General features: G+C 63.1%; 14 protein-coding genes and 1 pseudogene. 8 read left to right on the top strand and 7 right to left on the bottom strand.

Annotation, left to right across the window (positions count from 1 at the left end; translation table 11 throughout):
- Positions 1-67: 67 nt before the first annotated feature.
- Together BX592_RS24865 and BX592_RS24860 are read left to right on the top strand one after the other, a co-directional pair.
- Entirely contained in the window at positions 68-1,228 is a 1,161-nt protein-coding gene (locus tag BX592_RS24865; RefSeq protein WP_134195599.1) for a YncE family protein, read from the top strand.
- Between the two features lie 206 nt (positions 1,229-1,434).
- Positions 1,435-2,376, top strand: a complete 942-nt coding sequence (locus tag BX592_RS24860) for a histone deacetylase family protein (RefSeq protein WP_134195597.1) — start codon at positions 1,435-1,437, stop codon at positions 2,374-2,376.
- A 36-nt stretch (positions 2,377-2,412) separates the two neighbouring features.
- Here the strand turns inward: BX592_RS24860 and BX592_RS24855 are convergent, their stop codons facing one another.
- Positions 2,413-3,393: a hypothetical protein gene (locus BX592_RS24855; RefSeq protein WP_134195595.1), complete on the bottom strand. Its 981-nt coding sequence runs from the start codon at positions 3,391-3,393 to the stop codon at positions 2,413-2,415.
- A 287-nt stretch (positions 3,394-3,680) separates the two neighbouring features.
- Between BX592_RS24855 and BX592_RS24850 the strand changes: the two genes are divergently transcribed.
- The gene (locus BX592_RS24850; RefSeq protein WP_134195594.1) at positions 3,681-4,433 is read left to right on the top strand and encodes an SDR family NAD(P)-dependent oxidoreductase; all 753 of its coding nucleotides are present in this window, start codon (positions 3,681-3,683) and stop codon (positions 4,431-4,433) included.
- Between the two features lie 67 nt (positions 4,434-4,500).
- Here BX592_RS24850 and BX592_RS24845 read toward each other — a convergent pair.
- Both BX592_RS24845 and BX592_RS24835 read right to left on the bottom strand, forming a co-directional pair.
- Positions 4,501-4,689 (bottom strand): annotated as a pseudogene (locus BX592_RS24845) (LysR substrate-binding domain-containing protein); the annotation flags it as partial.
- 259 nt (positions 4,690-4,948) lie between these two features.
- Entirely contained in the window at positions 4,949-5,839 is an 891-nt protein-coding gene (locus BX592_RS24835) for a LysR substrate-binding domain-containing protein (protein ID WP_134195593.1), read from the bottom strand.
- Between the two features lie 173 nt (positions 5,840-6,012).
- Between BX592_RS24835 and BX592_RS24830 the strand changes: the two genes are divergently transcribed.
- Together BX592_RS24830 and BX592_RS24825 are read left to right on the top strand one after the other, a co-directional pair.
- A complete protein-coding gene (locus tag BX592_RS24830; RefSeq protein WP_134195592.1) occupies positions 6,013-6,405 on the top strand; it encodes a tautomerase family protein in 393 nt (130 codons plus the stop codon).
- A 15-nt stretch (positions 6,406-6,420) separates the two neighbouring features.
- The gene (locus tag BX592_RS24825) at positions 6,421-7,029 is read left to right on the top strand and encodes a DUF4865 family protein (RefSeq protein WP_134195591.1); all 609 of its coding nucleotides are present in this window, start codon (positions 6,421-6,423) and stop codon (positions 7,027-7,029) included.
- Between the two features lie 62 nt (positions 7,030-7,091).
- Here the strand turns inward: BX592_RS24825 and BX592_RS24820 are convergent, their stop codons facing one another.
- Both BX592_RS24820 and BX592_RS24815 read right to left on the bottom strand, forming a co-directional pair.
- Positions 7,092-8,027 (bottom strand): AraC family transcriptional regulator, encoded by a 936-nt coding sequence (locus tag BX592_RS24820; RefSeq protein ID WP_166676454.1) that lies wholly within the window; start codon positions 8,025-8,027, stop codon positions 7,092-7,094.
- A 329-nt stretch (positions 8,028-8,356) separates the two neighbouring features.
- The gene (locus BX592_RS24815; protein WP_134195589.1) at positions 8,357-9,232 is read right to left on the bottom strand and encodes a MarR family winged helix-turn-helix transcriptional regulator; all 876 of its coding nucleotides are present in this window, start codon (positions 9,230-9,232) and stop codon (positions 8,357-8,359) included.
- A 363-nt stretch (positions 9,233-9,595) separates the two neighbouring features.
- On the opposite strand from BX592_RS24815, the gene BX592_RS24810 reads away from it, so the two are divergent.
- Together BX592_RS24810 and BX592_RS24805 are read left to right on the top strand one after the other, a co-directional pair.
- A complete protein-coding gene (locus tag BX592_RS24810; protein WP_134195587.1) occupies positions 9,596-10,852 on the top strand; it encodes an oxalate decarboxylase family bicupin in 1,257 nt (418 codons plus the stop codon).
- A 57-nt stretch (positions 10,853-10,909) separates the two neighbouring features.
- Complete coding sequence (locus BX592_RS24805; protein WP_134195585.1) at positions 10,910-12,223, top strand: Nramp family divalent metal transporter; 1,314 nt, start codon at positions 10,910-10,912, stop codon at positions 12,221-12,223.
- A 40-nt stretch (positions 12,224-12,263) separates the two neighbouring features.
- On the opposite strand, the gene BX592_RS24800 is transcribed toward BX592_RS24805, so the two are convergent.
- Positions 12,264-12,512 (bottom strand): hypothetical protein, encoded by a 249-nt coding sequence (locus tag BX592_RS24800; RefSeq protein ID WP_134195583.1) that lies wholly within the window; start codon positions 12,510-12,512, stop codon positions 12,264-12,266.
- A 106-nt stretch (positions 12,513-12,618) separates the two neighbouring features.
- Between BX592_RS24800 and BX592_RS24795 the strand changes: the two genes are divergently transcribed.
- The gene (locus BX592_RS24795; RefSeq protein WP_134195582.1) at positions 12,619-13,497 is read left to right on the top strand and encodes a LysR family transcriptional regulator; all 879 of its coding nucleotides are present in this window, start codon (positions 12,619-12,621) and stop codon (positions 13,495-13,497) included.
- Positions 13,498-13,510: 13 nt separating this feature from the next.
- Here the strand turns inward: BX592_RS24795 and BX592_RS24790 are convergent, their stop codons facing one another.
- A complete protein-coding gene (locus tag BX592_RS24790; RefSeq protein ID WP_134195580.1) occupies positions 13,511-14,623 on the bottom strand; it encodes a malate/lactate/ureidoglycolate dehydrogenase in 1,113 nt (370 codons plus the stop codon).
- Positions 14,624-14,641: the final 18 nt, after the last annotated feature.

The following is a 14,641-nucleotide window of genomic DNA, read 5'->3' as shown; positions in this document are numbered from 1 at the left end:
AACCATCCGCGAAACGCCATTCCCCACCGTTTTGATCGACGGTTCGCAAAAAACTCTGGAGACAAAGATGCAAAGACGGAACCTTCGTCAGATTCTGCTTGTTGCCGTTTGCTCAATCACAACCTGCCTGCTGGCGGCATGCGGCTCGGACAACAACAATAACAACACCCCGCCATCCGCCAATAATTCGAGCGGCCCGCATCTCGTTACGAATATTGCGGTGCCGAACGCGGCCAGTCCTGCTTTCAGCTTCGATATCAGTTTTGCGGACCACGGCCGCTACTTCCTCGCCGACCGGAACAACAAGGCGGTCGACGTCGTCGATACGAGCAAAAACCAGTTGATCGCGCAGATTCCCGGCAACTTCACCGGCATCGGCGCGACCACCGAAAACTCGGGTCCGGACGGCCTGGTGGGCTTACCCGGCACAAGCACGCTGTACGTCGGCGATGTGAACGCGGTCAAGATTCTTGACACGACTGCGCAGACACTGACCAAAACCATTCCACTCACCACCTCCGGCAATCGCGTCGACGAAGGCTGCTTCGATCCGACCGATCACCTGGTGCTGATGGCCAACCCCGGCGATTCGCCGCCGTTTATCAGCTTCATTAGCACGGACACGCAGACGGTCGTCACGCAGTTGTCGTTTCCCGGCTCATCGGGGCTCGAAGCCTGCGAATATGACGCGGGCACGCAGAGTTTCCTGATCAACAACGACGGCACTGCCGCCAATCCGGACGGCGAACTCGACGTGATTCCGGCAAGTTCGGTGCTGACCGGCCATCCGGCGGTGACCAAGGCCTTCGCACTGGGCAACTGCTCGCCGGCGGGCCTCGCGCTCGGTCCGAACCAGGACGTGATGGTCGGATGCGATCCCGCCGCGGGCAATCCGCTGATCACGCTGATCCTCGACCGCACGAACGGCACGCTGCTCTCGAAGCTGCCGTTCGGCGGCGTCGACCAGATTGCTTATGACGCAACGTCGAATCGCTACTTCCTGCCCGCGCGGCACTGGACGGCGAACGGCATCGCGGCGGCGTCGGGCTTCACGCCGCAGATGGCCGTCATCGACGGCACCAGCCGCGCAATCGTCGCGCAGATTCCGGTCGGCACCGGCGCGCATTCGGTTGCTGTCGACGGCCCGTCGGGCCAGGTCTATGTGCCGTTCCAGGCCGGTAGTGGCGCGTTCCCGAACGGCGGCATTTCCGTCTTCACCGTCCGCTAGCCGCGCCGCGGACAGCGTCGCGCGGTCGATGCCGCGCGACGCATCCCGCACTACATGACGCACCGGACGCGGCAACGAACCTTGCCGCATCCGGTGCGATGCATCGTCCATAAACGGAAGCCTATAGCCTGCCAAAGTTTGTTTGATTATTCGCGAGGCCGCGCGCCGCCCTACACTGTTGGATTACCTTCCGCCGGTGGCCGTCCATGTCCTCGACCCTGATCTACACACACGACGCCTGTTTGAACCATCAACCCGGCCCGGGCCATCCGGAGTCGCCGGAACGGTTAAAGACGGTGCTGCGCACGCTGCGCGCGCCGGAGTTTGCCGCGCTCGAGTGGCGCGACGCGCCGCTTGGCACGCTCGATCAGGTCGAACTGGTGCACAGCCGCGACTTTATCGACGAAGTCGCGGAAATCGCGCCGAAACAGGGTTATGCGCCGCTCGATGCCGGTGACACCGTGATGTCGCCCGGTTCGTGGGACGCGGTGATGCGCTGCGTTGGCGCAGCGTGCGCGGGCGTCGATGCGGTGCTCAACGGCGACGCACGCAACGTGTTCTGCGCGACACGGCCGTGCGGACACCACGCGGAACCGTCGCGCGCAATGGGCTTTTGCATCTTCAATCAGGCAGCGATCGCGGCCGCCTACGCGTACGAAGTGCACAAGCTCGAGCGCGTCGCAGTGGTCGACTTCGACGTGCATCACGGCAACGGCACGCAGGCCGCGTTTTTCGATCGTCCGGAGTTGTTCTATGCGTCGAGCCATCAGTCGCCGCTCTATCCGGGCACGGGTGCCGCGTCCGAGACCGGCGTCGCGCATAACATCGTCAATGTGCCGCTGCCGCCGGGCTGCGATTCGGCGCTGTTCCGCTCACGCATCGCGGCCGGGATGCTGCCGCAAGTACGCGACTTCAGCCCGGAGCTGATCATTATCTCCGCGGGGTTCGACGCGCACCGGCTCGATCCGCTCGCCGGACTCGGCCTCGACGATGACGATTTCCATTGGGTGACGCGCGAACTCGTGAAGATCGCCGATGAGACCTGCCAGGGACGCGTGGTGTCGATCCTCGAAGGCGGCTATAGCATGGAAGGCCTCGCGAACGGCACGCGTGCGCATGTGCGCGCGCTGATGGGCGCGGAGATCTGAAGCTTCGCCACGCCGCCGCATCGGCTCGCTGACAGCCTAAAAACTGACCGCGAGCCCGAGCGACACGCCTTGCACATTGTGTCCAAATACATATCGGACGATCGCGCGCGTGCGCGTGATGATGATCGGATACGTGCTGCTGTCGAGTTCGAGCCCCACACCCAGCGAAACGAGATCGTTAAAACCCAGCACGCCCGCGCTAGCGCCGAAGTAGTGCGAGTAAGCGCCTTCCAGCACATAGCGAACCGGCTTGTCCAATGCATGCCATCCGGTCGGCGCGCGCCAGCGCATCCATAGGCTCAGTTGCTGCGCGGTAGCCGAGCCCTGCACCGCTTCCGACGAGCCGCCGAAGCTGCGCAGATAGATGTCGGTCGCACGCAGTTCCACGTCGATTTCGTGATCGACCCGATAGTGCTCGTAGTCGAGCACCAGCGAACCGCCATAGCCGTATGCATTCAGATAGCCGTCATCCAGAAACGACAGGTTGCTGTCGGTCACACGATTGATCACGCTCTGCCCGACCCGCAGGTCGCTCGCCACCCGCCCGAGCGTACCGTTGATAATCGGGCGAAACACCAGATCGTTGGTGATCCGGAAATCCCATCCGACGCCGACCGTCCCGCTGAACGTATTCCATCGGGTCGGCAACGGACGCTCCTCGGCGCCGTCGCTCGCAATGAAGGTCGGATCGTAACGGCTGTACGCGAGCGTGCCTTCCAGATAAAGCGGGAATGATCGGCTGAGCGTGAATCCGCCGCCCAACTGGGTCTGCCAGAAGCCGGGGTCGCCGGTCGCGCCATTGTTGATCGACAGCGAACTGGTCGTCACGTCGGGCACCGTCGTATAGGACATCACCGCGAGCACGGCGTCCGCGTGCCGCTTGACGTTGCCGCCGATCACCGTATTGCCGGACAACCCATTGGATGGCGCCGCCTGCGCATACGACGCGCGAGGAAGCACGCTTAAAAGAGCAAACGCAGCGCCGGCGCACGCAAACCTGGCGAGTCGAACGCGCATCGCGAATCCCCTCTTATGGTTAGCTGCCTGAACTGCTTCGAGTTTTGTGTTTCAGCCCGCGTCATTCGTCATGCGATTGGGATATCGTGCGCTCACCGATGGCGGCCGGTGTCAGAGCGACGGCGTATCGAGAATATAGACATGAAGCCCGCTGCGAGCCAAGCGCGTTTTGCGCGGCTCGCGAAACCGCGCTCGGCATTCAGAACGCATCGCCTGCTCAATCAGCGAGGCCCGCCGATTGCGGCGATACTGACACTGATGTCAATCATCGCCTCGGAGGCACATTCATGAGTTTCGATTTCAACGGCAAGCGCGTGGTCGTCGCGGGCGGGTCGCGCGGCATCGGCCGCGGTATCGCGCTGGCGTTTGCGCAGGCCGGCGCCGCTGTGTCCGTTTGCGCACGCAATGCGGATAGCCTGAAAACCGTCGATGCCGAATTGCGCGCACACGGTCACCTGGTTCATACCGCGTCGTGCGATCTGGCGGTCGGCGCGCAGATCAATGCTTATATCGACGCGGCGGGCCACGCGCTCGGCGGTATCGATATTCTGGTGAACAACGCATCGGGCTTCGGCGGCGGCGATACCGAGGCCGGCTGGGAAGCAGGCATCAACGTCGACCTGATGGCCACGGTACGCGCGGGGCACGCGGCACTGCCGTTTCTGCGGCAATCCAGCAGCGGCGCGATAGTCAATATCACGTCGATCGCGGCACTGCATCCGAGCATCCGGACCGCGTCGTACGCGGCGGTCAAGGCGGCAGTCGCGCACTATACGGCCTCACATGCGCTGGCGCTCGCGCCGGATCGCATCCGGGTAAACGCGGTCGCGCCGGGTTCGATCGAATTTCCAGGCGGCTCGTGGGAGCAGCGCAAAGCCACCGATCCGAAGCTATACGAAAGCATTTTGCGCAGCATTCCGTTCGGCCGGCTCGGCACACCGGACGAAATCGCCAATGTTGTGCTGTTCCTCGCCAGCCCCTACGCCGGATGGATCACCGGCCAGATGCTGGTGGTCGACGGCGGGCAGGTGCTGACGTAACGCGCGTGTCACACGACGCGGACAACGACAGCGGTGCGTGCCCGACGATCCGCGACCCGCGCGTGCACTACACCGAAGCCGCGATCCGCTCGCGCAGCCACTGATGCGCGGGGTCGCGGTGCGACCGCTCATGCCAGAGCATCGACATCTGGTAGCCCGGCACGTCGACGGGCGGCGCGACGACCCGCAGCGCCGCGCAATCGCGAACCAGCCGCGACGGCAGCATTGCAACGAGATCGCTGTTTGCGAGCACCGACTCGACGATGCGGGGTTCGCCGCGCTGCGCGATGCACTCGGTGAACGTCTCGACACGCTGTTCTCAGCGCAGCCGATTCCGTTTCGGCGGCAAAACGGCGGCGACTACGTCATTCCAGCGCTGACGTTGCGCGCGGATATCACGTCAGAGAAAGTCGGCTTCGCCGCGCACGTTGCTGACCCGGTCGAACAAGCCGCCGACGCAACGGTGGATCAAGCGACCGTGACCGGATCGACGCAGCGCCGTCGGCGCCGCCGGGTCAAACCGAGTTGATCTCTTCGAGCACCGTCTCGAGCACGATCTCGGTCAGGCGGCGTACAACCGGCTGCGCTTCCGGTTCGGTTCGATGCAGCGACAACGGGATCGGCGGCAGCACCGGCAAGCCGGTTGCCAGCGGATCGAGCACGACAAGGCTGCGCGGCATCGCAATCGTCGTGCGCACGGTGATGCCGAGCCCCGCTTCGGTTGCCGCCCAGAGCCCGGAGAGGCTCGGGCTCGTGAATACCAGCCGCCACGGAATACTCGCCTCGTCGAGCGCGGCAATGCCCGCGGCGCGAAACGAGCACGGCGGGTCGAACGCGATCAGCGGCAACGGCTCCCCGCCGAGGCTGCGAACGTTACCGGACTCCGGTAGACCGACCCATGCGATCGCGAGGTTTGCGACCCATTCCGCGTGCGGCGCAGCACTGCTGTTTCCCCACGCGAGCGCGACGTCGAGATCGCCTTTTAGCGTCTTTTCGATCAACCGCGCGCTGCCGTCGACCTGCACTTCGACGCGCGCTTTCGGATGAGCCCTCGCGAAGCGTCCAAGCACGGCGGGCAGGAAAGTATCGGCGAAGTCCTGCGGCAAACCGAGCCGCACCCATCCTTCGAGGTCCGCGCCGCGAATCGTTTCCACCGCTTCGTCGTTCAGCTCGAGTAGACGCTTCGCATAGCTGAGTAGCGATTCTCCGGCCGTGGTCAACGCAAGGCCGCGACCGGATTTCTGCACCAGTGGCGTGCCGATCTGATCTTCGAGCTTGCGCAATTGCGTACTCACCGCCGATTGCGAACGGCCAAGCCGGTCTGCCGCCCGTGCGAAACTGCCAAGTTCGAAGCCCATTACGAACGTGCGCAACACATCCATGTCGAGGTTCGTGCGGGCCGCCATAGTTCGATTTTTCCGATGTGACAGTTTGAAAGTTTGCGATTTTCCGAAACCGTGTTGTTCCGTATGCTCGACGCCATAAAGTGCGCAGGACCTTATCGCATTCTATGCGTTCAAGGCGCCCGGTTCGGCTGTTAAGTGCGCAAACCTATTGCTATTCGCGAACGGAGGCTGTCATGCCACTCGTACGTATTTCGCTGCTTAGGGGACGTTCCGCCGACCAGTTGCGCGCCATCGCCGATAGTATTCATCAGTCTCTTGTCGACACCTATAACGTGCCGCCGGGCGATCGCTTCCAGATCATCGAGCAGCGCGAGCCCGGCGAGATCATTTACGACGCACACTATCTCGGTATCGAACGGACGGATGACGTGGTGTTCATTCATATCGTCGCCGGACGCTGGCGGGATACAGCGACCAGGCAGGCTCTCTATCGCGCGCTCGCAAGCCGCCTGGCGGCTCACGCCGGCATTCGGCCTGAAGACGTCCAGGTCATTCTTTCGCCCAACGAGAAAGACGATTGGTCGTTCGGCAATGGCCTTGCGTCTTACGTCGAGAACGCCCGCTAATGCGAGGAGCTGCTCATGTTCATCATGCAATATCAGATTACGCTGCCTGCCGACTATGACATCGATGTGATCCGCCAGCGCGTCGCAAGCAAAGGACCGTCGTTCGATACATTCGAAGGACTTGGGCTCAAGTGCTTTCTGATTCGCGAACGCGGCAGGTTCGGCGCGCACAGCAACCAGTACGCGCCGGTGTATCTCTGGCCGCACGTCGATGCGATGTGGAGTTTTCTCGCGGGACCCGGGTTCGGTGGGATCAAGGACTCGTTTGGCGTGCCGCCAGTGGAATCATGGCCGGGCTTTGCCTTTGCGCGTTTGGGCCGCCTGACCGACCCCACTGCAATCGCCGCGCTCACGCGCGAAGACGAAACCTTGCAGCCTGAAACAAACCTGATCGAGCGGCGCAGGCGCGAGATCGACATGGCCGCGGAGGCAGTCGAACGTACCCCGGGGCTGCTCGCGCGTGCAGTCGGGCTCGACCCGCGCAGCTGGCGGCTGGTTCGATTCGACTATTGGGCGCGAACCCAAGCTGACTTACCGGCACCATTGCGCAGTTACGAGGTGCTGCACGTGTCGGCTCCCGCATTCGCGGAACTGAACGGCGCCACCATCGCGCAGAACGGGTAAGCGCCGCGGGATTCAGACCGCTTAACGATGCCAATCGTGTCAAAAATCGCGTGACGGTTCCGTTACGCTTCGTTTGGCTCGTCGACTTCGTCGGCTTTTTCGGCCTCCTCGCGTCCGGCCGCCGCGCGCTCTTCCGACGCCCCATGACGGGACGTATATTCGCGCGGAGTCATTCCGTGCTTCGCCTTGAACAGGCGGCTAAAGTGCGCGGGGCTGGCAAAGCCACAGCGGCTCGCCACGTCCTGAATCGCCAGAGTCGGTGTTTCCGCCAGCAGACGGCCGGCGTGCTCGAGTCGCAAATCGTACGCGTAGCGCATCGGCGACAAGCCACGCTGCCTGAACGCGCGCGTCAGCGAGCTAACCGACACGCTCAGTTCCTTCGCGATGGACGCAATGCTCAGGTCGACATCGGCGAGATGGCTAGTGATCAGCCGGGTCGCGCGCAGCACGATTGTCCTCGTGCTGCGGCCGCTGTCGAGCGCCCCGCTGTTTTCGATCATCACATCCATCAGATCGAGAAAATGACTGCCGAGCCGTATGAGCAACGCATCGCTCGTGTTGTCGATATAGCGGGTAAAGGTGAGCAGAAGCGCGCGAATCGCCGCAACGTCCTCGGTCTCGTGAACCGGATAGCACGCGCGCGAAAAGCGATATCCGACGCCTCGATCATTGAGCGCCTGCTTCGAGATATGCAGCACCGACACATGTGCGGACTCGCGAAGCGACCGGCTGAATTCGAATGAGGGATCGAGCAGCAGCATATCGCCAGCGCCGAAACTCAGCGCTTCGCCGTTCTGTTCAATTGTCATCCGGCCACGGCGGACGATTTCCAGCCTCAGATAACGCTCGCTGCGCCGCTCGCTCGCCTCCACCGTGTCGCCGGAGCCTTCTCCGCCAAGTTCGACATGGGTGATAAAAATTTGTCCCGCGCGGCCGGACAATGCTACGGCACTTGAACACGCGACGCGTGAATGACTTGACTGATCTGCTTTGGGCATCCTTTCGATCCATGGTTTGACGACCGAAAGGGCGGTGCTGCCCGGCGCCTGCGCTGCGTGCCGGTAAAGCTTGTGCGTCATTTCGTCGAGATTCGTCAGAACTTCTAAACCCTGACCGAACGGTGCGCATTGCGTTGAACGAAATGCGGTACCCATCCGTGTACCCGTCCGGTCGCCGCCTGCCATCGACAAGCAGCCGCATAACTGCCAAACGCGCGATGACGACGATATGACCAAAGTATCTTCCCAAGAAGATACTCAGTCAAGGCAACAAGCTGTTGCGACAGATGCGAATCAATGACTCGACCTGCGATGCGCCGGCGCGAAATTCAGATGTTCACCGAAATAATCCGCCTGAGATACGAGTCGGCCTCGCTGAACTGGTCGTCGCTCATACCGATCGCGGCACGCAGCACGGTCAGTCCGTCGGCGATGCGAACCATCGCGTCGTCCGCCGCCGCCACACCCGCGTCGGTCAGCACGATGTTCGAAGCGCGCAGGTCTTCGGGGTCGGCTGCGCGAGCGACCAGTTTCATGCGCTCCAGCCGGTCGATCCGTTTGCTCATCGCGCCCGACGTGACCAGCAACGACTTGAACAGTTCCGTCGGACGCATCGCGTACGGCGCGCCGGCCCGGCGCAACGCAAGCAGCACATGCAGTTCGCCGACGTCGACGCCCACTGCCTGGGAAATCGCGGTCAGGCGCCGCTCATGCATGTAATGCGCCTGCTTGATGCGCAGAAACAGCCCGACCAGACTCAGATCGAGGTCCGGCCGTTCGCGCGCCCATGCCAATGCGACTTCATCGAGCCGATCGGTTTGCACACGCTTTTTAGGCCGGTTTCTGAGCCCGGGCTGGCCCGCTACGCCGCCGGACACGCCATGACCTTTGCTGGCCCACCATTCGTGCGAACGCGCGACGGCTTGCGAGTAATCGAGGACCGTGTGCCCGTCGGCGTCCACACTATCGTCCGCTTTACCAAGCAGAATTTCCTCATAGCGCCCCGCCCCGACAAACAGGCGAGCGTGCCAGGTCGACGAGCGCGCGCCCTTGTAGTAGCCCAGATGCCGGCCCGTATCGAGCGCGCGCCAATACGGTTTGCGGCGCGTCCGCAGCGCGGCGCGCGACATCGGCGTGGCAAGCGATGCATCGTCTTCGTGAGCGGCGCCCGCTTGATCCGACGCCGTGCGGTGATTGCCTCTCATGCTTGCTGATACTCCTTGTTTCAATCGCTGAATCGGTCAGATCCCCGATATTACCCAACTCACCCAAGTCTTTCAAAGGCAATCGCGCACAGCCGGCGATATAGCCATACGCTAACGCAGCGATAGTTTCTCCCCCGGCATGTCTCGGCGTATAAGCGCCCGGCACCGCGAACACGGCGGCTCGACGCCCTCGTATCGCTTTGCCTTCCGATCGTATAAGCGGTCGATATCTTGATGTCCATCGACCGTCCTTTGGTCCGATAGGCGACCCATGGCCGTGTTCATAAGATCGATCCCCATGCGCATCCCCGCGGCGCTTCACGCAATCGCGGAGTTCATCTGAATGACGTATGGAGGTTGTAAATGACAGACATGTCGAGACGCAAGGCGCTGATCGGCGCCGCCACGACCGCGCTTGCAGCGGGCGTCGCAGTCACCGCGAAGGCCGCGTCCTTCGGTAACCCTGATCGGCCGGGCGAAGGTGCGATCAACGCGCGCAATCCGCAGGATCTGACCGACCCGGGACCGCAGAACCCCGCCCTCGCGAACCAGTTCCCGTCGATTCAGAATCCGCCGGCCACCGACGTCAACGGCATGCCGATGTACTGGTCGTCGTTTAACACCGCGCACAAGCGCATCCAGAATGGCGGCTGGGCGCGCGAGGTCACGCAGGCCGACTTCGGAATTTCGACGGAAATCTCGGGTGTGAATATGCGCCTGTCCGCGGGCGGTATCCGAGAAATGCACTGGCACCAGCAAGCGGAATGGGCAATCATGCTCGACGGCAACTGCCGCATCACGACGCTCGACGAGCAAGGGCGTGCGTCGGTGCGCGACGTGAAGGCGGGCGACCTGTGGTACTTCCCGCCCGGTCTGCCGCATTCGCTGCAGGGCACCGGCAGCAATGGCTGCGAGTTTCTGATTGCGTTCGATAACGGCGCGGCTTCGGAATTCAACACGCTGCTGGTGACCGACTGGATCGCGCATACGCCGCCCGAAGTGCTCGCGGCGAACTTCGGTGTGCCGGTCGAGGCATTCAAAAACGTCCCGCTGCATAACCTGTGGATTTTCCAGGGCACCGAACCGGGTTCGCTCGAGGCCGCGCAACGCGCGGTCGCGTCGAAGAAGGGGGCACCCGTGCTGCCAGTCACATTCTCGCTGGCGGATTCGAAGCCCGCGCGCATCACGCGTGGCGGCCACGTGCAGATCGCCGACAGCACCAACTTTCATATCTCGCAGAATATCGCGGCCGCACTGGTGACCGTGCATCCGGGTGGCCTGCGCGAACTGCACTGGCATCCGAACGCTGACGAATGGCAGTACTACGTCAAGGGCAAAGGCCGCGTGACGGTGTTCGATACGGGCCCGAAGGCACTGACCGCCGACTTCGCGGCCGGCGATATCGGTTATGTGCGCAAGGGTCTGGGCCACTACGTGCAGAACACGGGCGACACCGACCTGATCTTTGTCGAAGTGTTCAAGGCAAACCACTTCGCCGAAGTGTCGCTGTCGGACTGGATCACGCATACGCCGCCGGAAATGGTGATGCAGACGTTGAACATCAGCGCCGAAACGCTTGCGCAGTTCCCACGCGACCGGCCGGACATCATGCCGGAATGAGGTCGGCAGCGATCCGTGACAAACCGCGAGTCCACAACGAAACCGGAGTACCCGTCCATGCAGATTCTGCCCCTCTCGCGTCCCGGTGCAGCGACCGCGGCCGTGGCCGTCGGCCTCACGCAACGCACCGAATTCTCGGTACGCGCCGCATTGGAAGGACGCAGCACAGGGCTCGGCGCATTCCTGCCATTTGTCGGCCCGGCATTGATCGCGTCGGTCGGTTATATGGACCCCGGCAACTTCGCGACCAATATCGGCGCCGGCGCGCGATACGGTTACGAACTGCTGTGGGTCGTGCTGATTTCGAGCGCAGTCGCGATGCTGTTTCAGGCGCTATCCGCGCGACTTGGCATCGTCACCGGCCTGAACCTCGCCGAACTGTGCCGCGACCACTTTCCGCGGCGACTGACGCTCGCGATGTGGATCGCCTCCGAGGTCGCCGCGATGGCGACCGATCTCGCGGAGTTTCTCGGCGGCGCGCTGGCGCTGTCACTGCTGTTTCATCTGCCGATGCTTGCGTCGATGGCGGTGATCGCGATAGTGACCGCCGCGATCCTGTCGTTGGAAAAGCGCGGCTTCCGGCCGCTCGAAATCGCGATAGCAGCTCTGGTGACCGTGATCGGCGCCACCTATCTGTGCGAGCTTTTTATCGCGCCGCCCGACTGGCCCGCGGTGATCGCTCATACGTTTGTCCCGCACCTGCAGGACAAAGGCGCGTTGACGCTCGCCGTCGGCATTGTCGGCGCGACGATCATGCCGCACACGCTTTACCTGCACTCGGGGCTCACGCAAAAACGCGTGGTCGCGCAACATGCCGGCGAGCGCCGCACGTTGATCCGCTACTCGAATCGCGAAGTGATGCTCGCGCTCGGTGCGGCGGCATTCGTGAACATGGCGATGGTGATCATGTCGGCAACCGTCTTTCATCACGCGGCGCCCGACACCAGCGATATCGACGCGGCGTACCGCACACTGATTCCGCTGCTCGGCTCGGGCGCGGCCATTCTGTTTCTCGTCGCATTGCTTGCGTCCGGCGTGTCGAGTTCGGTAGTCGGCACGATGGCCGGACAGGTGATCATGCAGGGCTTCGTCAGGTTCCGCATCCCGGTGACGGTGCGCCGGCTCGTCACCGTGGTGCCGTCATTTGCGGTGGTGGCGCTCGGCTGCAATGTGACCCACGCGATGGTGATCAGCCAGGTCGTGCTGAGCATGGCGTTGCCGATGCCGATGATCGCGCTGCTGATTCTGTCGAGGAAGCGCTCGGTGATGGGCGCATTCGCGATCGGCAAACGCACCGTCGCGTTCGCGGGCGCCGCGGCATTGCTGATTGTGGGGCTCAACGTCGTGCTGATTTACCAGGCGGTCGCGTAAGTGTCGCCCGATCACATGTATGCGCTCACGACTCGCGGTCCTACGGCGGTTCCACGCGTGTTTTCACCAACGCGAAACTGATCGGAATCGCACCGCGCGCGGCGACCGGGTTCTGCTCGGACGGTGTCGGTCGTTCGCGCGCGACGGCCGCCGTCGCAAGCCCAATGCTTGCCCGCGCGGCATGATCCGGCGAAACGGCGACGCGCAACACCTTGTTACACGCGGCGGGTCTATGCAAAGCAGACGGAACGGCCGCGACACGCGGCGGCGCAACGGAAGACAGCTTCATAACGCAAATCCCGTTTGGTGATATCGATCATTGAACCGCATTGCGATCCATCAGTAAAATGAATTGTTTGATCGATTCGATCACTATCGGGAATGTAAATTAGCGAATGGAAATCCGATTGCTCCGCGCGTTTCTGACCGTCGCCAGCATGAAACACTTCGGGCGCGCGGCCGATGCGCTCGCGCTTAGCCAGCCGGCGCTCAGCAAGCAGATCGCGGCGCTCGAGGCGAGCGTCGGCGCGAAACTGTTCGAGCGCGGCAGGCACGGCGCCGAACTGACCGTGTTCGGCGATACGTTTCTGGCCGACGCGCAGGCACTGGTGCGCGATGCCGATGCCGTGCTCGCACGGGCACGCGAAGCCAGTAGCGGCAAACGCGGCTTTCTGCGGGTCGGGCTGGGGTTGTCGACGCTGACCGTCGCGCCTCGTTTGATCGCCGGGTTCCGGCAGCAACATCCGGACGTTAGCGTGACGCTGAACGATCTGTCGTCGGCTGAGCAAACGCGGCGTCTGCTTAGTGGTCAGCTGGAGGTCGGGTTTTTGCGTCTGCCGGCCGCGCATGGGTTGTCCACATTCCGCGTAATCGACGAGACGCTGGCGCTCGCGGTGCCGCAGCATGTGAGGTGGAAGCGCCTGCCGTCGAACCTGCAAGCGCTGAACGCACTCGGTTTGATCGCGCTATCGCGGCGCCAGGGCCCGGGGCTCGCCGCGCAAATCGACGCATGGTGCGGCGAGCATCAATTCATGCCGCAAATCGTGCAACAGGCCGACGATATCCAGTCCATTCTGGCGGCAATCGCAGCCGGCGTCGGCGCGGCTTTTTTGCCGTCGCGTACGCAATATCTGCTACGCGACGCGCGGATCATTCCGTTGCCCGGCGCAGCCGCACGCTGGCAAATCGGGCTCGCCTGGCAAAGCAGCCGCGATCACGCGGTTGTGAAGCGGTTTGTCGATTTCGTGCGCGCCAATCTTACGCGCACGGTTTGACGCGTGCCGATGTTCAACGAGCCTCGTATTTCGCGATCGCCGCGTCGGTCATGCCCGCTGCGCGCGCCGCGTCGATGATTTGCGACCAGCTCGTGACGTCGACCGGAATGCCCTTTTCAGCGCGCTCGCGGCGCGTTGCGTTCTCACGTTCACCGGGCAGCAGGATCTCTTGCGCACCTTCGGCCCGCCGCGCGGCCTTCAACCAGTCGACGAACGCGTCGGCTTCCTGATTCTTGTCGGGGGCGTCAAACGCAGCCGGGTCGACGATCACCGACATCATGCAGTTGACGATCGCGTTGCTGGTCACGACGGTTTCGCTGTGCGTCGTAAACCCGCCGGTCAACGCGCCCGCGAAAATCTCGCACATCGCCGCCAGCCCCGACCCTTTGTGACCCGCGACATCGCCGCCGAATGCGAGCAGCGCGCCATGCTGTCCTTCGCTAAACAATGCGCCAGGGTCGCGGGTCGGCCGCCCGTCGAGATCGATCAATGCGCCCGCCGGCGTGTCGACTCCCTTGTTGAACGCGACGCGTACCTTGCCCGCCGCGATCGCACTGGTCGCGAAATCGAGCACCAGCGGCGCACGCCCCTCGCGCGGAAACGCCGCGCAGAACGGATTAGTGCCGAAGCGCCGGTCGATGCCGCCAAATGGCGCGACCAACGGGTCGCCCGCGACATTGACGAAGTGAAAGGACACGAGCCCAGCCTTCGCGCATTGCTCAGCCCAATGCCCGATACGCCCGATATGATGCGCATTGCGCAGCCCAACCGCGCACACGCCAAGCCGCTTCGCGCGTTCGATGCCGTGCTCCATCGCTTCGAACGCGACCACCTGACCGAACCCTCGCGCGCCTTCGATCGTCAGCACCGCGCCCGCATCGCGCACAAGTTGTGCGTGCGTATTGAGCTTCAACTCGCCTTCGCGGCACGCGCGCATATAGCGCGGTATCATGCCGACGCCGTGCGAGTCGTGTCCCGCGCAATTCGCTTCGACGAGGTGATCGGCGACGAGCGCCGCTTCGCGCGGCGTGCTGCCCGCGGCTTGCCAGATCGCAACGGCCAATGCGTGAAGCACGTCCGCGCCGATCGTCACTTCGGCATACGATGTAAGGTCAGGTTTGGCCATGAGCTGGACAAAAGAATG

The organism is Paraburkholderia rhizosphaerae (assembly GCF_004366595.1).
Taxonomy (GTDB): domain Bacteria; phylum Pseudomonadota; class Gammaproteobacteria; order Burkholderiales; family Burkholderiaceae; genus Paraburkholderia; species Paraburkholderia rhizosphaerae.
The sequence above is the reverse complement of the archived record's forward strand: the minus strand, read 5'-3'. Positions and strand labels throughout refer to the sequence as shown.